Raw genomic sequence first — 21,048 nt, 5'->3', positions numbered from 1 at the left:
CGGTAGTGAAAAATACTTTCCCTTCTATTATGGACGTGTTGAGGGCTGGRGGGATTTTGTAATTWGCGATTAAATCGCATTGCTATTTGTGCGCTCGTTAGAAACGAGCGCAGGCGTAAAACCATCTTGGCCCGGTAGTGAAAAATACTTTCCCTTCTATTATGGACGTGTTGAGGGCTGGRGGGATTTTGTAATTTGCGATTAAATCGCTTTGTTATTTATGCGCATCTTATAATTAGCGATTAAATCGCATTGCTATTTGTGCGCTCGTTAGAAACGAGCGCAGGCGTAAATCTTATAATTAGCGATTAAATCGCATTGCTATTTGTGCGCTCGTTAGAAACGAGCGCAGGCTTACATTTTTGCCTCGCCCTGAATTCATTTCAGGGTCTCAATAGCAGGAAAGATGCTGAAATAAATTCAGCATGAAATTCATAGTTAGCGATTCAATCGCTTTGCTATTTATGCGCTCGTTAGAAACGAACGCAGGCAGGTTAAAGAAAACGACGAATGCTCATTTAAACTAATAATTACTCAAAATCCAGCTCATCAACTATCGCTTTAACGCGTTTTAAATACCTTCCATAGTAATACCATGCCCATAGTTCGGTAATTACGCCAATAATTAAGATGGTAATAAAGCAATTCAACACAATATACGTTGAAGAAATTTTTGCAAAAACATTGTCTATTGCCCATGTTTTTGCAATTAATAGATAGACTGCCAGAAAGCCTACCCAAATAAAAACAATAATGTAGGTCAATGCCTTGTAAAGTTCAACGTTTAACTTCATTTCGTAAAAAAACCACATGATGTTTTTACGGCTATCTAAACTCAGATCGTAAGAATTTTTATAGAAAGTGTAGAATTTCCAAAAGTAGTAAGTTGTAAATCCGCAAGTGATGCCAAAAAACACCATGTAAATAAATTTCATATTATCGGCTAAGCCGAAAAGAAAAGGGACGGCCCCCATGAATATTAAAGCCATCATCTGATAAAAAAACTCAATTTTCATTTTCCTTCTAATGATGTCGATCAGTGTGTGTGCTTCGTTCATTTTAAGCATATCTTCCGAGATGTTGTTTTCTTCAGCTCCGTCTGCATTCCAGTCGTTTTTCAAATCGTCAAAATTCATAGCCATTCTTCTTTATGATGAATTGTAATTTTTCTTTGGTTCTATTGAGCTTTACCCTTGCATTAACTTCCGTTATTCCCAGGTCGTGGGCAATTTCTCTGTGTGATTGGTTTTCAAGGAAAAGAAAAATCAAAGCCTTTTCTACCGCATTTAATTCTTGAACTGCCTTATATAAGTAGGCCAGTTTTTCTTCTTTTAATTCACTTTCATTCACATCAACAATGTCGATGTTTTCATCTAGAGGCGTTTTATCTACTTTTCGATTGTCCTTTTTAAAGTAAACCAAAGCCGTGTTTAATGCAACCCGATACATCCAGGTGGAAAATTTGCTGTTCCCTTTAAAAGATGGGTAAGCTTTCCACAGCTGCATTACTATTTCTTGAAAAAGATCACGTTGCAGCTCTACATCGTTCATATACATTTTCGAAACTTTATGTATAATCGCTTTATGCTGATTAATCAGGGTCAGAAATGTCGTTTCAGTTTCCTTCATTAATGGCATTCTATTTTTACTAAATGAACAGAATTAGTGAGGAATTCAAAAAACTTTTCATCATAAGAAAATATACCAATCGAGTTTTCATTTATATTTATTTACTCCATTGGTAGCGGATTTTTCAAAACGTTACATTTTTTTATCGGAAAATTGAGTTGTCAGAACGACTATAAAAACCCTAAAGCCTCTTTGGGTACAAATGGACTTACATCGCCATGATTCCTTAAAATATCGCGGACGATGGTTGAGCTGATGGCTGAGTATTCTGGTTTACTCAAAAGTAGAATGGTTTCTACTTCTGGCATCATGGTCTGATTAATTTGAGCAATCGCTCTTTCGTATTCAAAATCTGAAGCCGAGCGAATACCACGAACCATATAAGTTGCATTTATTTTGCGGCAAAAATCTACAGTTAAACCTTCGTAAGTTTGGATTTCGATGTTTTGATAACCCGCAAAAACTGTTTCTAAAATTTGAAGTCGCTGCTCAGCAGTAAGAAAATTTTGCTTGGAACTATTTAAACCAATGCCGATCACTATCTTATCAAAAAGGGGAGTAGCACGTTGCAAAATGTTAACGTGAGCGATGGTAATGGGGTCAAAAGAACCTGGAAATAGCGCTATCTTCATATTTCAAATATAGACAAATCTGGAAAAAGCGTCCGCAGATTTGCAGATTTCTTTTTAATGAATTGCTTGAAGTAATAATTAAATTATCTAAGAAATCTGTGGCAAACTATTTAAACGAACTCAAAAAAACTGAAAGAAGAATTTCCATATTTTCTGGTTTCGGTGTAGCCAGGCTGGCTATTTAGTTTCATATTACTTTGATGTTCCACAACCAAAAGTCCATCAGGCTTAAGTAGCTTTTGCGCTGCAACCAACACAGGTATTTGGGGAATGTTCGGCATGTTATACGGTGGGTCGGCAAAGATGATATCGTACGAACCCGTCATTTGATTCAGCAATTTGAAAACATCTCCTTTGCGTACTTCAATTTGATCGAATTCGTGTTTTCTTGCTGTATTTTTTACCCAGTTTACGCAACCGTAATCCATGTCGATTGCTAAAATTTTTTCTGCATTGCGGGAAGCAAATTCAAATGTCAGGTTTCCCGTACCACTGAATAAATCCAAAATGGTACAGCTTTCAAAATCAAAATGATTATTTAAAATATTGAAAAGCGCCTCTTTGGCCATATCCGTTGTTGGGCGGACAGGTAGATTTGCAGGAGGCTGCAAACGAATCCCCTTTAGTTTGCCTCCAATTATTCGCATAAATCTAAAGCAAGTAATCCGCTAAAATAATGTTTAGGCATATCGGCCAACAACTCACTACTTTGTTTTCCTGCGGGAAGAAAAAAGTAAAGGTTGTTGAAATATTTTAGAAGCGTGTTGTAAAAATCGTCGTCTTCATTGATGATACCCTGCAAGTAAACCGGAATAGCATCCGTTAAACCCAATTGCTCGATAATCAATAATAAAAAGTAGTTAAACTCTTCCGGATTCTCTGCTTCGTAATGGTTTTGAAAGTTAACTTTTTTATCTTTTACAAAAAGCACATTGAATGAAGATGCCGTAAAATCAATCAATAGCGCATCAGCTGATAAATGACTGAACAACGCTAATAAAGGTGAAGACTGAGGGTAAAATTTAGTGTTTTCAGGAAGTTTTTTTTCAACTTGTTCATCTAATGAGAAAAGTGTATTGAAGCCTAGTTCATTATGCTGTTTGGCGTATATTTTTCCGTCACCACCTAAAAATTTCGAGTAAACGGATAGATTAGCAGCATCAAACCATTCGTTAGGAATAAAAATGAAATTTGAGGTATGAATAGCAGCTTTTATTGCCTTATAGTTTTGAGTTAGATAAACATCAGTTTCGAAGGCAGATTTCAAATCTTTTTCCAAATCTTCGCAGCCTTGCTTATCAAAAATAATACTAACCTCATCAGAATCTTTGTTAATCACCGCATAAGAAAAGCTGTCATTCGTTATTTTTAACAATAAATGGCAGTTTACCGAGGCATCAGTTTTAATATTCGGATCGACTAATAAGAGACTGTTTTTACTCATTGAAACAAAAATAGAGTTTTTTAAGGATTAACCGCAAAGCTCGCTAAGTTTTTCGCAAAGGGCGCAAAGTTGCTGGGTTTTTAGGCGGTCGTGTTATTCCTAAAATTATTTCGAAATGACATAATGCTTCGTCTGCCGCGAAAATACAGATTTACGCGAAAATTTAATTTAGGTTTTCCTTTATGTGGCGTCAGTGATTCTGCTGCAAATACTTTACTCAAAATTTTCATCTCATATTCTGCACACAACTTTGTGTTCTTTGCGGCTTTTGTGGTTAACAAAATCTTTGCACTCTTTGCGGTAAAAGTCCTCGTAAATCTTTTTACCAAAATCAAACCTTTCGCTTATTTAGAATCTGAAATATTCAACCTAAATTCGGAACATGAGTTACAAGCCTACTTATAAAGCTGCCAATACTGTTTCTGCTAAAATTGAGCAACATTTTATTAAACTGCATGCAAATGCAGCTGCCCAAGGTGAACTTGATCTGGCCACCCAGCCTAATCGAAAAATTATCGAGGCATTGATTGATGTCGCTTTTTGGAGTAGCTTAAGAAAAGAAGAAGGACATTCGCCACGTATTTCTATTGCTTTTCTACCACCATCACAAACCTCCAAACCTTTAAAATTTGCTAAGCCGCTACCACTTAACGCGAATACAATAACTAAAGTTGCGCCTGGTGTAGAACGTTCGGGTATTCACCTCGGAGTATGGGAGGAGGAAGGCGAACTCTATATTTGGGGAACAACTTTAAATATTCCCAATTTCTGTTTCGTTGTTGATGTTTCGGAGCCCGGACTTATTGTGATTAAGCACCGCAGAATTTACGGAATAGGCAAGTACACCAATGTTGCTGTTTTGAAAGGCGAGCAGATTAGAATTGTAGACGATACTTCCTGCTCAAACCGGGATTGCCCACCAATTTTGAAAGCATTATTGGATTTAACGGTATTGGCGAGCTGGAACGATCCGATTAATATTTTGATCCAATTTTCGGTTTCGATGCGGAGCCACGGAAGGGGCGGCGCTCTCTTAATTGTACCGAAGAACGATACCAAGTGGCAGGACTCGATTATTCATCCTATACAATATCTGATAGAACCACCATTTTGTGGTCTATCGAATCTGGCTAAACAAAGTGGAAATCAAACGGAAATTTTTTCTCAAGGCGCCTTGCGTCGCGAAGTGGAACATTTAGCTGGATTAACCGCAGTTGATGGTGCTACCATAATAAATGAAGCTTTCGATTTGATTGCTTTCGGCGCAAAGATTGGCCGGGCGAAGGGTAAACCCACCGTAGAACAAATTGCTTTTTCAGAACCGATTGTTAGGGGTGAAGATGCAATTTTGTATCCAGGGCAATTAGGGGGAACCCGGCATTTTTCGGTCGCACAGTTTGTTAATGATCAACCCCAGGCGATTGGTTTAGTGGCCTCGCAGGATGGACATTTTACTATTTTTAGCTGGAGTAAGCAGCAGAATATGGTGATGGCGCATCGAATTGAAACGTTGTTGTTGTAAGTGAAAAGTCGTCATTGAAAGGTACGAAGCAATCTTAATCAATTTTGTTCAAGCCGGCAATTTTCCTATTTAAGTTAATGGTTTGGCTTTTATGCATTTCGCCGGGACTTACATTGAAAATACCTCTATATTTGCCACCTAAACCGTATTGCAGTGGCATCTTTCTTGTTTCCGTACTTCGACAGGCTCAGTATGAAATTCACAAAAAATACAGCACCCTCCTGCCGGACGGGCAGGAAAAGACGGACTGCAGCAACCGATTAGCAAAATTATTGCTTTCCAAATCACTAAGTCGAATGATTTTTTAAATTAGAGTTGACAACTTTTTAATGCTATCGAAAGAAAGTTGTCCCTCTCGAAATGTAAACAATTACCCAGTTAAAACCATTAAACAACATCAATGTATCTCGATAAAAGTGAACTCATTGCCCAAGCTTACCCGCATACGCCAACCAAAGAACAGTTGCTTTTTTGCGAGCGGATGTCGAAATTTCTGCAGGAAGACGATGAGTACAGGTGTTTTGTGTTGAAAGGTTATGCCGGAACCGGTAAAACGACCTCCGTGGCCGCGTTGGTAAAAGTATTGGCGAAGTTTAATTTGAGGAGCGAATTATTGGCTCCAACCGGGCGGGCAGCCAAAGTAATGAGCCAGTATTCTTATCGCAAAGCATTAACCATGCATAAAAGAATTTACAGAAAACGTTCAGCGGCATCACCTGAAATGCAGTTTCAATTGGCGCCAAATCTATCAGAGAATACTCTTTTTATTATTGATGAGGCTTCAATGATCGCTGATGAATTCAATGAAACCGGGTCTTCAATTTTGAGAGATTTACTCGAGTTTGTGTACAATACCAAAAACTGTTTCCTGCTTTTTGTGGGTGATACGGCACAATTGCCCCCTGTTGGAAGTTTGGAAAGTCCTGCTTTAAACGAGCAATATTTGAAAGATAAATTTGCATTGACGGTAACTTCAGTAGAATTGAAAGAAGTGGTTCGGCAGGAAAAAAAATCGGGCATTTTAGCCAATGCAACCATGTTGAGAAACCAGATTTCGAAAAATCCTGAAAATCCTTTGCCAAAATTTTTAACAAAAAATTATAAAGATATCTACAACATGGCAGGCGCCCGGTTGGTTGAAGGCTTGGAATATGCTTACCGAAAATTTGGGATGGAAAATACGCTGGTGGTTTGCCGCTCTAATAAATCTGCTAATGTTTACAATCAGCAAATCAGGGCCAGGTTGTTGTATCGCGAAGAGGAACTAACTGGTGGTGACCAGATTATGGTAGTTAGAAACAATTATTTCTGGCTCCCTGAAAACGAAGAAACAGCTTTTATTGCCAACGGCGACATGGCCAAAGTAATTAGAGTAAGGGGAGAAGAAGAGCGTTATGGTTTTAGATTTGCCGATGCTACGTTGGAATTTATGGATTTCCCTGCTGCCGGGCAAATAAGTTGCAAAGTAATGCTGGACACTTTGAATCTAGAATCGGCAAATCTACCTTATGAGCAAAATAAAAAGCTTTTTGATGGTTTGAATGAAGATTATGAACATATAGCAAATAAAAGGGAGCGGATGCTGGCTATCAAGGCCGATCCGTTTTATAATGCTTTGCAGATTAAGTTTGCCTATGCGGTTACTTGTCATAAAGCTCAAGGCGGCCAATGGGATGCTGTTTTTGCCGACCAGGGCTATTTGACAGAAGAAATGATTGATTTGGATTTCCTGCGTTGGTTGTATACGGCAGTTACCAGGGCCAAAAAGGAGTTGTATCTGGTTAATTTTGCCCCACAGCTTTTTGCGAAAACTGCACAGGAAGATTATTTTTAGAAGATGATCGCACAGATTTACTTGCCCTAATAAAATATTAACCACGGATGGACAAGATAAAAAAAGATAGATTGCCTTTATAGCAGATTAAAATATTGACATAAGATACATTTAAGAACATGTTGTATTAATTGTTCTTATGGTTAGAAATGATATCTTTTGCAGTTATTACGCTTTAATTCTTACCTTGACTCGCTAACCAAATCTATACTATGAAATTCGCATTTAGCCTTAAAAACAAACTGAAGATAGCTTTCTTATTGTTTTGCATTATGTGCTGCACTTTGCTCATTCGTTTTTTGGAAGACAAAAGTGTAAATAAGATTAATGAATCTTTTATCTCAATGTATAACGACAGATTGGTGCCAGCGACCGATTTATACTTTGTTGCAGAAAATCTTTATCATAAAAATACCATTCTACAGGATGCTTTGGTGAACAATGAAAGTCATTCCTCAAATAACCAGTTACAGATTAAAAAACACAATCAAAAAATCGATTCCGTTATTAATAAATACGAATTAACCTTACTGGTAAAACAAGAAAAAGCTTTTCTTAAAGATTTAAAAGTTGCGCTAAATATTCAAGAGCAATTGGAAAGTAAGATTCTTGCGCTTACAGGTAATGAACGAAAACAAATCTACGAGTCAATTGGGAAAAGTGCTACTGCTCAAACGCTAACAAAACTTTCAGCCTTAATTAAAATTCAGTCAAAAGTGGGGGACGAGCTGATTCGGGATTCTAAAATCTTTGTTTCAGGAACGAAAATTTATTCAACCTTTCAAGGTATTTTGGCCGTTTTTATTGGAATTATGATTGTGTCGATTATCTCCGCCTCGAACATGGTAAAAATCCAGAATGATAAGTTTAATTTGAATTAAATTTTGCCGCATGATTCGCAGATTATCTCAATTGATGATGAAAATATAATCTGCAAATCTGTGGCTAAAAGTCTACTTATTCTGCATCATCATCAGTGAGTAACCGAATCGAATCATCCGAAAGTACAATTAAACGCTCTTTATAAAGTGAACCAATTGTTTTCTTAAAAGCACTTTTGCTAATCTGGAAACGGTGGTAAATTTCTTCGGGAGAACTCTTATCGCCCAGTTCAATGATACCGCCACTTTTCTTTAATTGGGCTAAAATCATTTCTTTCGAATCCAGAATATGACCATAGCCGCTCGGTTGTAAAGTCAAATCTATTTTGCCCTCTACACGGATCTTTTTGATCCAGCCTTTACGCTGCTCTCCAACCTGAATATTATCAAAAACTTCATTATGGTACAGCAAGCCAATGTAAGTGTTATTAATAATCGCGTTGAAACCCAAATCTGTTTCTTCAGTAATTAACAAGCTCACTTCATCGCCCTCTTCGAAATCGAAATCTTCCTCTTCAATAAAATCGTATAATTTTGAAGAAGCCAAAAGGCGTTCGTTATTTTCATCCAGATACAAATAAACCACATATTTATAGCCTTTTTGCATCGGCCGTTTTTGTTCTTTGGTCGGTACATAAACATCCTTATCAATTCCTAAATCGATATAAGTGCCATCTTCTCCATCCGAAACAACTTTTAGAAAAGCAAAATCGCCTACTTCGGCATAAGCTTTTTGGGTAGTTCCCGTCAGCCGGCCATCCTTTTGGATATAAACAAAAACGTTTACATTATCGCCAATTTCCAAGCCTTTTGGTACATATTGGTAAGGCAGAATGACCAATTTATCGCCGTCTGTTAAGTTTAAACCAGCTTCTGTTTTGCTTAAAACCCTTAATTCGTTATATTTTCCTATTTCAATCATAATATGGAAACCATTTTCTTCAATGGTTGTGCCGTAAAGGTAGCAATGTTTGCTTGTATATGTTTTAAAATTATTTGGAAAGGTGCTGAAGTATTTCATCGGGTTTGCAGCCGGGCTGTTCGCTAAATCTTTTTGTAAAAAGAGTTAACAACTTTCTTTCTACAGCGCTATTAAAGTTGTCAACTCTCAAAAAGGATACTGCTGCCATCCCGTTTAGGAACAAAGGATGGAACAACGCGATGCCGTTCTGCCTTACCAAGATTCCCGCATCTATTAGAATGAAGGTAGATTGGGTTACCAGGTATTAACTTCAATAATTTAAATTAAACATACACCTATTCAGATAATTGGGTTAAATTTGAATTTTACAAAAGTTCGTATCCCAACATGGCAAAACCCAAAGAGGCTAAAAAACCCAGTGTTTTTAGTTTGCTTGCATCATATAAAGGCTTAATTTTTCTGCTGATCTTATTCGCATTATTAAGTAATGGAATTAATTTATTGCTGCCGAAAATTATCGCTCATGGAATTGATTCTTACACCAACAACACGTTTAATTTAAATTCGATATTACTTCAATTTGCCCTGGCAATTGTGTTGGTTTTTATCTTCACTTACTTGCAAAGTATTGTACAAACTTATGCCTCCGAGAAGGTAGCAAGAGATCTGAGAACTAAACTTTCCGACCAGATTTCGCGTCAAAGTCATGCTTATATTCTTCAGGCAAATCCTTCAAAATTGCTTACAAACCTTACTTCCGATGCCGATTCGATTAAGATGTTTGTTTCGCAGGCCATCGTTTCGCTTGCCTCATCAATATTTTTAATTGTTGGAGCCAGTATTTTACTACTGATGATAAATTGGAAGCTTGCCCTTTGTGTTATTGCGATTGTACCTATTATTGGCGGCGCTTTCTTTTTTGTGCTAAAAAAGGTGAGGGTATTGTTTATAAAAAGTCGCGAGGTAATCGATTGGCTAAACAAGGTCATTAGCGAAAGTATTTTAGGCTCGGCACTTATTCGGGTAATTAATTCCCAGCAACTTGAGTACAATAAATTTCTCGATGCCAATGCAAAAGCCAGAGATTTAGGTTTGTCCATTCTTCGTTTATTTGCAGGTTTAATTCCTATAATCGTCTTTGTTGCGAACTTATCAGGCTTGACTATTTTAGTACTGGGTGGGCACTTCGTGATTAACAATAGCATGAGTTTGGGGGAATTTGCGGCTTTCAACAGTTATTTAGCGCTCATCATTTTTCCTATTTTAGTAATTGGTTTTATGAGTAATGTAATTGCTCAGGCAACAGCATCTTATCAACGTATTGAGGGTGTTTTAAATGCGCCAGAAATTAAGCATCCGGGTTTGTTAACAGCACCGATTATTGGTAACGTAGAAGCCAAAAACATTTCTCTTACCATCGGACAAAAACCAATCCTGAAAGCGATTTCATTTAGTGCCAATGCAGGTTCTAGAACGGCTATAATAGGACCAACGGCTGCAGGGAAAACGCAATTGCTTTACATTTTAACAGGATTAATTAGTCCAAACTCTGGCGAAATACTGTTTGATAACAAAGAGCTGAATCAATATGATCAGGAGAATTTCCATAAACAGGTTGGTTTTGTCTTTCAAGATAGTATTATGTTTAATATGAGTATTCGCGAAAATATTGCTTTCAGCGATACCGTAACCGATGAATCTTTAGCGAAAGCAATTCAAACTGCCGAACTGAAAGAGTTTATAGAAAGTCTTCCAGAGAAGTTAGATACCATCGTTTCCGAGCGCGGCAATAGCCTTTCTGGTGGGCAAAAGCAGCGTATTATGTTGGCAAGGGCATTGGCGGTAAATCCGAAAATTTTATTGCTTGATGATTTTACTGCAAGGGTAGATACCAACACCGAAAAACGGATTTTAGAAAATATCCAACAAAATTATCCCGGTATAACCTTGTTATCCGTTACTCAGAAAATAGCCTCCGTCGAAAATTACGATCAAGTTATTCTGCTGATGCAAGGCGAAATTATTGCGTCAGGAACCCATCAGGAACTGCTAAAAACCAGTCCTGAATATGTTCAAATTTATAATTCACAACAGAGCACCAGTAATTATGAAATACAATCTTAACCAGCTGCAATCACAGCAGGAAAAGCAATCCACCTACCAGGCGCTTAAAAGATTGCTCCAATTCATTTCTGGCGAGCATAAAAATCTTTGGTTGGCTTTAATTGCCATTTTGGTAAATTCGGGGTTGTTACTGCTCGGACCGCTTTTAGTTGGACATACCATCGATGCGTACATCAGGACAAAGCAGTTTCATGGTGTGTTGGTTTTTGGTGGAATTTTATTGTTAATGTACCTCATCGCCATGGTTACGGGCTATACGCAGACGAAATTAATGGGTGGAATTGGGCAGAGGATGCTATTTACGCTTCGTAATGCTATCTTTAATAAACTCCAGGAATTACCAGTTTCGTTTTTTAATGAGAACAAAGCTGGTGATTTAATTTCGAGGGTGAACAGCGATACCGACAAGCTTAATCAGTTTTTCTCGCAATCGTTAATGCAGTTTGTAAGCAGCATTATCACCATGATTGGTGCTGGTATTTTCCTTTTGTCCATTCATTTTGAACTGGGTGCTGCGGCTCTTTCGCCAGCAGTTCTTATCGTTATTTTTACTATGGCTTTATCTCCATGGGTAAAAAGTAAAAATGCAAAAAATCTAAAAAGTGTTGGCGGTTTAAGTGCCGAAATTCAGGAAAGCTTAAACAATTTCAAGGTTATTATTGCTTTTAACCGTCGCGATTATTTTAGAAAACGTTTTGACGAGGCAAATAAAGAAAACTATAAAACAGCTATTGGAGCCGGATTAGCCAATAATATTTTTGTTCCGGTTTATGGATTACTCTCTAGCTCGGCACAATTAATTGTTTTGCTATTTGGTATTTATTTAATTTCTATTGGTCATTTCTCTCTGGGTTTGCTGGTAAGTTACCTCTCTTACTGCACTAATTTTTATAACCCTTTAAGGCAATTAGCAGCACTGTGGACTAGTTTTCAGGTAGCGATGGCAAGTTGGGATAGAGTTTCGCAAATCCTGTTTTTACAAACAAATTTGGAGCAGATTGAAGATTCGAAAGCCACTACATCTGATGCTTTGTTGGAATTTAAGAATGTTCATTTCTCTTACGATGATTCGAAAGAGATTTTGCATAACATCAACTTGAAATTCGAGAAAGGCAAAACTTATGCTTTAATCGGACCCACAGGAGGAGGGAAAACGACTACTGCTTCATTGATTTCACGCTTGTATGATGCCACAAAGGGAACAGTACTACTCAATGGCAAAGATATTCGATCATTTAGTGCAGAACAACGTACAAAAAAAATAGGTTTCATATTGCAGGAGCCGTTTTTGTTCACCGGAACCGTGAAAGACAATATCCTTTATGGCAACAGCCAATACCAACACGTGAGTGATGATGAACTGAAAAAACTTATTCATGATGCAAACCTAGACGCCCTTCTGGCTATTTTTGATGAAGGATTAAATACACCAATTACTTCTGGCGCTGATAGTATTAGTTTAGGACAAAAACAATTAATTGCCTTTATGAGGGCCGTTTTACGCAACCCGGAATTGTTGATTTTAGACGAAGCCACTGCGAATATTGATACTATTACCGAACAACTGCTGGGGAGCATTCTAGCAAAATTATCAAAAGAGACTACCTTAGTGATCATTGCGCACCGCTTAAATACGATCGAAAACGCCGATGAAATTTATTTTGTAAACGAAGGCGAAGTGCAAAAGGCTGGAACGCTCAATGATGCGCTTGATATGTTACTCAAAGGAAAACGAGTAAGTTAACTACTATGTTTATTACACTCGTCATTGCGAGGCACGAAGCAATCTTACTATTATGTTTTTTTTTAGGCTAGCACATCCATATTGCTTCATGCAAGGAAGATTAAGTCTAACACAACATTTTTACTTGCATCGCAAGAGATAAATCGGCATTTTGCCCAACAAAATATCAACCCATGAAAAAATATTTTTCCCTTTCTTTTCTAATCTCACTTACTTTATTTTCATATGCACAATTTCCAAAGCCAATCTTTGTTCAAGATAGCCTGAAGCTTATATCTTCTCAGTTCAAATTTACCGAGGGTGCTTCAGTAGATAAGCAAGGAAATGTATTTTTTACCGACCAGCCTAATGATAAAATATGGAAATATGATACTAATGGAAAGCTAAGTTTATTTATGGATAAATCGGGGAGGGCTAACGGCACTTATTTTGATAAAAAAGGAAACCTGATTATTTGTGCTGACGAAAATAATGAAATCTGGTCTATCGATAAAAACAAAAAAATAACGGTTTTATTTTCCGATTTTGAGGGTAAAAAAGTTAACGGACCGAACGATATTTGGCTGGATAACAAGGGGGGAATTTACTTTACCGATCCCTATTATCAACGCAATTACTGGAAAAGGCAAAAACCGGAACTTGAAAAACAACGCGTTTATTATATTCCAAAAGGCAAGAAAACGGCCATCATTGTTGCGGATGATTTACAAAAACCAAATGGAATAGTTGGAACAGCTGACGGGAAATTCCTATACGTTGCTGACATGGCTGCCAATAAAACCTATCGATATAAAATTAATGGTGATGCATCTCTAAGTGATAGAGAGATTATCCTCAATCAAAATTCTGATGGTATGACTTTGGATAGCAATGGAAATATCTATGTAACAGGAAAAGGCGTGAATATCTATAAGCCCACTGGCGAACAGATTGGTCATATTAACATTCCCGAAGAATGGTGTGGTAATCTTTGTTTTGGAGGAAAAAATAAAAATATCTTATTTATCACTGCGTCAAAATCCCTTTACAAAATAGTAACTACGGTGAAAGGCATTGAGTAAGTGTGCAACTAGTTATTGCTTTTCTTGAGGAATTCTAATTGATATTTTATTTTCAGTATATTTTGAAAGTTTGAGATATTAATTTATGTTTGCTTAAAGATTAACGCAATGAATCCATCAAATAAAAAGATTTTAGGTTTCATCATTCCAAACCTGATCATCCTATCTATCATAGGTAATAATAAAATGCTTAACCCATCAAGTGGGGGTGTATTGGTATTTTCCGAATTTGTTATTCTACCAATGCTAATGGGAATTATGAGCGCCTGGTTTTGGAAAGACTATAAATTAACTAACAAAACCCTGATATGGAACTCTATTTTAAATGGTTTTATCGCAATATTATTGAGTTATTTTTTTCTGGGAGAAGGTACAATTTGTTTGATAATCGTATCTCCATTAATATTTGCATTTGTAGTTACCGGAGCATTTATTGGAAAGGTGATGTTTAAAAGGCGTGACCAGAAAATGAACATCAGCTTTGTTTCCCTTCTTTTATTCATTTTTATTGCTGATTCGGTATCCGATCACCATTATGAGAATATGGTTTCGGACGAGATCGTCATTAAAGCAACACCAGATAAAATATGGAAGAATGTTGTTGCATTTGAAAAAATTAAGCAGCCAAATCAATATTGGTTATTCAAGCTAGGCATGCCGAGTCCGATGCAAACCACAGTTACAGCAAATAAACTTGGCGCCGGTAGAAAATGTATTTTCAGTAATGGATACACTTTCGACGAGAAAATAGTTGCTTTTGAAGTGAATAAAAACCTAACTTTTGATATTGTCAATCAACCTCAAGATCCAGAGATTATGGGGCATATCGATATTGATAAAGGACAATTTATTTTAAAAGACAATGGCGATGGAACCACAACACTTATCGGGAATAGTTGGTATAAACTTCATGTTTTTCCAATATGGTATTATGATATTTGGGCAGAAAGCATTACCAGAAATGTACATTTAAGAGTTATGGATCATATCAAACTATTGAGCGAGAAATGATATTTCGCTTTGTTGTGAAATATTTAGGTTTTTTAAAATCTATCCCGTTCTTCGGTTTGATTTACGATAGTCTAATAAAAATATGGCTATGCATTTCAAATCCGCAAATGCTTTCTTGGTTCGATGAAATCGAAGAAGAAGTATTGAATTGGGATGGTACGTCTATCTCTTTACACAGATTCGGTGGCACCCAATTTAACTATCAACGAAAAGAATTAGGGCATTTGCACAGCAATGGTATTCTTGACATACGTTTTAGTTTACAGATAAAAAAGGCACTTATTGCCGATGGAATTGCAAGAGAGCATCACATGTTTGCAAAATCGGGTTGGGTAAGTCTTTATATTAAAAACCAGACTGATGTAGAAAATGCGCTTTCGTTGTTAAGTTTAGCTTATAGTAGAAGGCAGAAACTCCAAATCATTTCAATAGATAAATAATTCTGTTCAGTTTATTCATACCGCAAAATTATTAATCATGTTAGTTAATTTTGTTCTTCCTAGAATATAGGGATAGACAACAAAAAAAGCCCTTTCAGGATTGAGGGGCTTTTTTTATTTTTTTAAAAAATCAGCATTAACTTGGCTGTTTAAAATAATCTTCAATTAAATGATGGGTATCCTTTGACAGGGGATGATGAGTATAATTCATTAATTTATGTTGAGATGAATTATATTTCTCAATAAAAGTTGCTTCGGTGTTACTAAATTTCAAATAACCCTGCTCAAAAAATCTTTCCTCTATTTCTGCTGATGAATCCATGGACCTAAACCATAATTTAACCATTGAAGAGGTTAGCTTATCCAGGTAGAGCCAGTGATAAACTTGTGCGATATCGGTACCTTCAGGCAGATCAGTACGCTTTACTTCCATGATCAGGGTTTCAGCGTTTTCAAAAAGATATAGTATTTTATAGTTGGACAACATTGTAGGCAAAAGTAATACATCCTTTATTACTTATGGGATGATGTTTTCAACAATTAAACAAATTTATTGTATAAATAATGGTTCATCTATGGATTTCGATGATGAAAACTAAAATCTTTCATATGTTAATAATTCGATCTTAATTATAAGGCATTAATAGAATGACTGAATATGGTAAATTCCATCTTCTTTAAGTACCTCCAAATATCCATTGGTATACTGAGAAAAATCTACGCCCATAACTGTTTCGCCCAATGCAAAACTTTGTCCGGGATTTAACCCAGAGCCATTATAGGTTACTGGTACCTTCGGATTGATGCTGCCTTCTACAACATCAAATATTTCTGAAAAGCTTACTTTCATATTATTTTTTTAGTAATTAACCAAAAAACTGACTGAAGGTTTTGATGAAATTGCTGGTTAAACTTTATTGAAATGATATTCGATCGATAAATTTAGAACAATTCTGAGATAAAAAGATTTTCTCAAGCTATGGTATGTATATTTTTGGCTTGCTTTTTGTATATTTGTAGTCCTGTTTACAGTTGGTTTGATGTTATGTTAGATAATTGAGAACTACAAATTGAAAACTGAACTGGGGCCGTTCTTGGATTTGACAGGGTGGCGAAGGTTATGTTAGCATGCAGTGCGTTGTACGGAGAGCACTTAAAAGAGAACGTTCACATTTTAGTTGGCGAAAATACTTACGCCTTAGCTGCTTAGTTTAGAACTAATTAGCTTTTGTCCCTCTAACTGCTGCATTGTTGGGTTAGAATCTGGGGCATCGAAACAACAAAGCTGGCTTCAAAGAGATGCGATTTGAAGTGAGATAAAGCATCTAAGGATTTAAATAAGGTCGGTTTTCAGCCCGTTTATTTCCCGAAAATTAATTGAAAAATAAGCATGTAGAAGGTATAAGTTATCTCACAACTGGACAAGGGTTCGACTCCCTTCGGCTCCACCGAAAAAAACTCACATCGTTAATGATGTGAGTTTTTTGTTTAAATAGAGCTTCTTTATATTTTCCTTCCTGGGTATTGTTGTAGTGCAACTTCCAGACAGTCCATTGCTGTATTTAAATCAGCAGTGTTTAACACGTAGGCCATACGGACTTCATTTTTGCCAGAACCGGGCGTAGAGTAAAAGCCAGTAGCTGGTGCCATCATCACGGTTTGATTTTCATAACTGAAATCTTCTAAAATCCACTGACAAAATTTATCAGCATCATCAATCGGAAATTTTGCAACCACATAAAATGCACCCCCAGGGTTGGGACAAAAAACACCCTCAATGTTATTTAAACGGTTAACTAAAGTATCTCTACGTAAAGTATATTCAGTATTTACCTTTTCAAAATAACTATCAGGCGTATCAACAGCTGCTGCACCAGCAATCTGTTCAACCATACCCGGACTTAATCTCGCTTGCGCAAATTTCAGTCCCGAAGCAATAACATCTTTGTTTTTAGTAATTAAACAGCCTAACCGAGCACCGCAAGCGCTATAACGTTTCGACACGGTATCCATAATCACCACGTTTTCATCTAATCCATCCAAATGCATCGGCGAGATAAATTCCCGGCCATCATAGCAAAATTCGCGGTAAGCTTCGTCAGAGAATAAAAACAAATCATATTTTACACACAATGTTTTTAAAGCTTCTAATTCTTCCCTCGAGTATAAATATCCTGTTGGATTGTTAGGATTACAGATGATAATCGCCTTAGTTTTCTCGGTAATTAGCTTCTCAAATTCGGCAATTGGGGGCAATGCAAAACCATTTTCGATATATGATAAAATTGGTTTTACAACCACATTGCTCATACAGGCAAAACCATTGTAATTAGCATAAAAGGGTTCCGGAATAATGATTTCATCACCCTCGTTAACGCAAGTTTGCATGGCTATGGTAATGGCTTCTGAGCCACCAACAGTTACCAAGATATTTTCTGGCGTAATATTGTAGCCTAGTTTATTATAATATTCTGTTAATTTCAAACGATAAGCCAATGTACCTTCTGAGGGGGTATATGCCCAAACATTAAAATCGATGTTTTTTATAGCATTTAACATTCCCTCAGGCGTTTCGATATCTGGCTGGCCTATATTGAGGTGAAAAACTTTTTTTCCATCCTGTTTTGCTCTATCCGCGAATGGAGTTAATTTTCTGATTGGCGAAGCAGGCATCTGCAGGCCTTTTTGTGAAATTTTTGGCATGGCACAAAAATAAAAAAGTCCCGATGAAAATCGGGACTTTTAACTATAATTTAATTTAAATATTATTTAGATGTAGCTGCAACAGTTTCACCTTTAATGTAAAGCACTTTAATAGGTGTTTTAGCATTTGAAGAAATCGTTACTGCTTTTGAAAACGGTGATGGACCTGCAGCTGCGTTAAAAGTAACAGAGATCACACCTGATTCACCTTTCTTAATAGGTGTAGTTGTATATTTTGGAACTGTGCAACCACAGCTTGCCTCTGCTTTTGAAATAATTAACGGCTCTTCACCCACGTTTGTATATTTGAAATCAAAGGTAACAGGCTTATTTAGAGCAATTTTTCCGAAATCGTGAGTTTCAGATTCAAATTTAAATTCAGCTGGTTTAGCCTGGGCATTCGCCGCTATACCAAAACCTAAAACAAAAGCGAATAATACTAAGATCTTTTTCATGTTATGTTGAAATTATTTTTCAATTTTTATTAAAACAAATTTAATGTTTTCAGATTAAAACAAAAACTATTCCAGTTATATTTTCTCCTCCCATATATAATTTTACAATTCAAGATAAAGGCAAACTTTTAATTTTGTATATATTTGCCGCAACCAATATTTGATTATGATGCAGAATGAAAAATTTATAACCAACTCTATTGACCGTTCCGAATTAAGTTTTAACGATTTTAAAAGTATCGTTATTAATGATTACAAAATCGCCTTTGAAAGCAGACAAGCTAGTGTTTTAGGGCGTAGGGAAGTGTTAACAGGGAAGGCTAAATTTGGCATTTTTGGCGATGGTAAAGAAGTACCGCAGGTGGCAATGGCTAAAGCTTTTAAAAACGGCGATTGGCGTTCCGGGTATTACCGCGATCAAACATTTGCGTTTGCTACGGGTATATCTACCATCAAGCAATTCTTTGCCCAGTTATACGCAAACCCAACTGATGGGGCAGATCCGTTTTCCGGCGGAAGACAAATGAATTGTCACTTTGCTACCAAATCTATCAATGAAGACGGAAGCTGGAATGATTTAACTCAAATTAAAAATTGCTCATCAGATATTTCTCCAACTGGGGGTCAAATGGCCCGCCTAGTAGGTTTGGCTTATGCGTCTAAACTTTTTAGAAATAACAACGAACTTGACTATCTCAAAAATTTCTCGGTAAATGGAAATGAGGTGGCTTTTGGTACTATAGGCAATGCCTCAACATCAGAAGGTGTGTTCTTTGAAGCCATAAATGCTGCCGGAGTATTGCAAATTCCCATGGCTATTTCAATTTGGGATGATGCCTATGGCATTTCAGTTCCGGCTAAATATCAAACTACAAAGGAAGATATTTCTGAGGTTTTAAAAGGATTTCAAAGAGATGCAAAACAACCTGGTTACGAAATTTTTAAAGTAAAAGGATGGGATTATCCGGCTTTATGCGAAGTTTATGAGAAAGCTATTGCCGTTTGTAGAGAGGAGCACGTACCTGTTTTAATCCATGTTACTGAGCTTACGCAACCACAAGGACATTCTACTTCCGGTTCTCACGAAAGATACAAATCCAAAGACCGATTGGCTTGGGAAAATGAGCACGATTGCATATTAAAAATGCGTGAATGGATGCTTGATTCGGCTGTGGCATCCGAAGAAGAAATTTTGGAAATAGAAAAAAATGCAAAAATATTCGTTCGCAATGCACAAAAAGAAGCATGGAACGAATTTCTCGATAGTATAAAACCAGAGCAAAAAAAGGTTGTCGACCTTGTAAATGGAATGGTTAAACACCAACCAGAATTGGCAAAGATCGCCGCTCAATTGACGGCAACGGCAGATGCGCAGCGCCGCGAAGTGTTTACTTCTGCCAGGAAAGCTATTCGCTTATCAACAAAGTTTCCATCAGCAGAAAGAGATGAACTGCTAAAATGGTATAAAGCACAAGAGTTATTGAATCAGGAGAGATACAATTCCAAACTCCATACAGATGGTAAAGAAAGTCCCGACCAAATTGAAATCATAAATCCAGTTTACGACGATCAATCTAAAATGGTTGATGGTAGGGAAGTGCTGAATGCTTGTTTCAATGAAAATTTTGCTCGCGATCAGCGACTGGTTGCGTTTGGGGAAGATTTAGGAAACATTGGTGATGTAAATCAAGGTTTTGCCGGCTTACAAGCCAAGTATGGTGAATTGAGAATTACCGACACCGGTATTCGCGAAATGACTATCATGGGGCAGGGAATAGGTTTGGCCATGAGGGGATTAAAACCCATCGCTGAAATTCAATACCTGGATTATTTAATATTTGCACTGAATGTTTTAAGTGATGATTTAGCATCATTATCTTACCGAACAAAAGGAATTCAAAAAGCACCGGTAATTGTACGTACCCGAGGACATCGTTTAGAAGGGGTTTGGCATTCGGGTTCGCCAATAAGCATGCTGTTAGGTTCTTTAAGAGGAATGCATCTGTGTGTTCCTCGTAACATGACTCAGGCTGCAGGGATGTATAATACCCTTTTTAGAGCTGATGAACCTGCAGTAGTTATCGAGTGCCTTAATGGTTATCGTTTAAAAGAAAACCTGCCCAATAATGTGGGCGAATTTACCATTCCGCTTGGTATTGCCGAAGTTTTAGAAGAAGGAACAGATATCACCGTAATTTCTTACGGTTCATCCTTAAGATTGGTTCAGGAGGCAGCAGAAGAATTGGCAACGATGGGTATCTCGGTCGAAATCATTGATCCACAAACATTATTGCCTTTTGATAAAACTAATATTTGTGCAAACTCCTTAGCAAAAACAAACAAGTTATTAATTGTAGATGAGGACGTGCCAGGTGGCGCCTCGGCTTATATTTTACAGAAGATATTAGAGGGTCAGAAAGGATATTTTAGCTTGGATGGCCAACCTAAAACATTGACGGCAAAGGCTCACAGGCCACCATTTGGGTCAGATGGAGATTATTTTAGTAAACCGTCGGTTGATGATATTATTGAAACCATATATGAGATGATGCATGATGCGAACCCATCAAAATATCCTTCGATCTACTAATTTTTGTTAAAAAAAACTTAATATCCGCAGATTCGGGAGGCAATTATAGAATATTA

General features: G+C 36.9%; 19 protein-coding genes and 1 other RNA gene. 10 read left to right on the top strand and 10 right to left on the bottom strand.

Annotation, left to right across the window (positions count from 1 at the left end):
- Positions 1-530 precede the first annotated feature (530 nt).
- From ASE92_RS12340 to ASE92_RS12320, 5 genes are all read right to left on the bottom strand, one after another.
- Entirely contained in the window at positions 531-1,136 is a 606-nt protein-coding gene (locus ASE92_RS12340) for a hypothetical protein (protein ID WP_056850398.1), read from the bottom strand.
- Positions 1,126-1,629 (bottom strand): RNA polymerase sigma factor, encoded by a 504-nt coding sequence (locus tag ASE92_RS12335; protein WP_056850397.1) that lies wholly within the window; start codon positions 1,627-1,629, stop codon positions 1,126-1,128. The genes ASE92_RS12340 and ASE92_RS12335 overlap by 11 nt, the downstream gene beginning before the upstream one ends.
- Before the next feature lie 170 nt (positions 1,630-1,799).
- Positions 1,800-2,261, bottom strand: coding sequence for a pantetheine-phosphate adenylyltransferase (gene coaD / locus ASE92_RS12330; protein ID WP_056850396.1), 462 nt, complete (start codon positions 2,259-2,261; stop codon positions 1,800-1,802).
- Between the two features lie 110 nt (positions 2,262-2,371).
- Positions 2,372-2,908: a 16S rRNA (guanine(966)-N(2))-methyltransferase RsmD gene (gene rsmD, locus ASE92_RS12325; RefSeq protein ID WP_056850395.1), complete on the bottom strand. Its 537-nt coding sequence runs from the start codon at positions 2,906-2,908 to the stop codon at positions 2,372-2,374.
- Complete coding sequence (locus ASE92_RS12320; protein WP_056850394.1) at positions 2,899-3,705, bottom strand: DUF3822 family protein; 807 nt, start codon at positions 3,703-3,705, stop codon at positions 2,899-2,901. Before ASE92_RS12320 ends, rsmD begins: the two co-directional genes overlap by 10 nt.
- Before the next feature lie 382 nt (positions 3,706-4,087).
- Between ASE92_RS12320 and ASE92_RS12310 the strand changes: the two genes are divergently transcribed.
- The 3 genes from ASE92_RS12310 (at position 4,088) to ASE92_RS12300 (ending at position 7,942) form a co-directional block, all read left to right on the top strand.
- Positions 4,088-5,227 carry a putative sensor domain DACNV-containing protein gene (locus ASE92_RS12310; protein ID WP_056850392.1) on the top strand — a complete coding sequence of 380 codons (1,140 nt, stop codon included), beginning with the start codon at positions 4,088-4,090 and terminating at the stop codon, positions 5,225-5,227.
- Positions 5,228-5,627: 400 nt separating this feature from the next.
- Positions 5,628-7,061 carry an ATP-dependent RecD-like DNA helicase gene (locus tag ASE92_RS12305; protein ID WP_056850391.1) on the top strand — a complete coding sequence of 478 codons (1,434 nt, stop codon included), beginning with the start codon at positions 5,628-5,630 and terminating at the stop codon, positions 7,059-7,061.
- A 212-nt stretch (positions 7,062-7,273) separates the two neighbouring features.
- Positions 7,274-7,942: an MCP four helix bundle domain-containing protein gene (locus ASE92_RS12300; RefSeq protein ID WP_056850390.1), complete on the top strand. Its 669-nt coding sequence runs from the start codon at positions 7,274-7,276 to the stop codon at positions 7,940-7,942.
- Positions 7,943-8,018: 76 nt separating this feature from the next.
- Here the strand turns inward: ASE92_RS12300 and ASE92_RS12295 are convergent, their stop codons facing one another.
- Positions 8,019-8,963 carry a S1 RNA-binding domain-containing protein gene (locus ASE92_RS12295; protein WP_235527357.1) on the bottom strand — a complete coding sequence of 315 codons (945 nt, stop codon included), beginning with the start codon at positions 8,961-8,963 and terminating at the stop codon, positions 8,019-8,021.
- Positions 8,964-9,251: 288 nt separating this feature from the next.
- Between ASE92_RS12295 and ASE92_RS12290 the strand changes: the two genes are divergently transcribed.
- The 5 genes from ASE92_RS12290 (at position 9,252) to ASE92_RS12270 (ending at position 15,244) form a co-directional block, all read left to right on the top strand.
- Positions 9,252-10,988, top strand: coding sequence for an ABC transporter ATP-binding protein (locus ASE92_RS12290; RefSeq protein ID WP_056850389.1), 1,737 nt, complete (start codon positions 9,252-9,254; stop codon positions 10,986-10,988).
- Positions 10,933-12,732: an ABC transporter ATP-binding protein gene (locus tag ASE92_RS12285; RefSeq protein ID WP_235527356.1), complete on the top strand. Its 1,800-nt coding sequence runs from the start codon at positions 10,933-10,935 to the stop codon at positions 12,730-12,732. Before ASE92_RS12290 ends, ASE92_RS12285 begins: the two co-directional genes overlap by 56 nt.
- Before the next feature lie 173 nt (positions 12,733-12,905).
- Positions 12,906-13,793: an SMP-30/gluconolactonase/LRE family protein gene (locus ASE92_RS12280; RefSeq protein WP_056850387.1), complete on the top strand. Its 888-nt coding sequence runs from the start codon at positions 12,906-12,908 to the stop codon at positions 13,791-13,793.
- A 108-nt stretch (positions 13,794-13,901) separates the two neighbouring features.
- Positions 13,902-14,804: a hypothetical protein gene (locus ASE92_RS12275; protein WP_056850386.1), complete on the top strand. Its 903-nt coding sequence runs from the start codon at positions 13,902-13,904 to the stop codon at positions 14,802-14,804.
- The gene (locus tag ASE92_RS12270; protein WP_056850385.1) at positions 14,801-15,244 is read left to right on the top strand and encodes a luciferase family protein; all 444 of its coding nucleotides are present in this window, start codon (positions 14,801-14,803) and stop codon (positions 15,242-15,244) included. Before ASE92_RS12275 ends, ASE92_RS12270 begins: the two co-directional genes overlap by 4 nt.
- Positions 15,245-15,380: 136 nt before the next feature.
- On the opposite strand, the gene ASE92_RS12265 is transcribed toward ASE92_RS12270, so the two are convergent.
- Complete coding sequence (locus tag ASE92_RS12265; protein ID WP_157255729.1) at positions 15,381-15,677, bottom strand: hypothetical protein; 297 nt, start codon at positions 15,675-15,677, stop codon at positions 15,381-15,383.
- Between the two features lie 207 nt (positions 15,678-15,884).
- A complete protein-coding gene (locus tag ASE92_RS12260) occupies positions 15,885-16,094 on the bottom strand; it encodes a hypothetical protein (RefSeq protein WP_056850383.1) in 210 nt (69 codons plus the stop codon).
- 234 nt (positions 16,095-16,328) lie between these two features.
- Here ASE92_RS12260 and ssrA point away from each other — a divergent pair.
- Positions 16,329-16,695, top strand: a transfer-messenger RNA (tmRNA) gene (gene ssrA, locus ASE92_RS20950).
- Positions 16,696-16,747: 52 nt separating this feature from the next.
- On the opposite strand, the gene ASE92_RS12255 is transcribed toward ssrA, so the two are convergent.
- Positions 16,748-17,947: a pyridoxal phosphate-dependent aminotransferase gene (locus ASE92_RS12255; RefSeq protein WP_056850382.1), complete on the bottom strand. Its 1,200-nt coding sequence runs from the start codon at positions 17,945-17,947 to the stop codon at positions 16,748-16,750.
- 62 nt (positions 17,948-18,009) lie between these two features.
- Entirely contained in the window at positions 18,010-18,402 is a 393-nt protein-coding gene (locus tag ASE92_RS12250) for a DUF1573 domain-containing protein (RefSeq protein ID WP_056850381.1), read from the bottom strand.
- A gap of 166 nt (positions 18,403-18,568) precedes the next feature.
- Between ASE92_RS12250 and ASE92_RS12245 the strand changes: the two genes are divergently transcribed.
- Positions 18,569-20,992 carry a thiamine pyrophosphate-dependent enzyme gene (locus tag ASE92_RS12245; protein ID WP_056850380.1) on the top strand — a complete coding sequence of 808 codons (2,424 nt, stop codon included), beginning with the start codon at positions 18,569-18,571 and terminating at the stop codon, positions 20,990-20,992.
- Positions 20,993-21,048 lie beyond the last annotated feature (56 nt).

The sequence above is a fragment of the Pedobacter sp. Leaf41 genome (assembly GCF_001422545.1).
GTDB lineage: Bacteria > Bacteroidota > Bacteroidia > Sphingobacteriales > Sphingobacteriaceae > Pedobacter.
The sequence above is the reverse complement of the archived record's forward strand: the minus strand, read 5'-3'. Positions and strand labels throughout refer to the sequence as shown.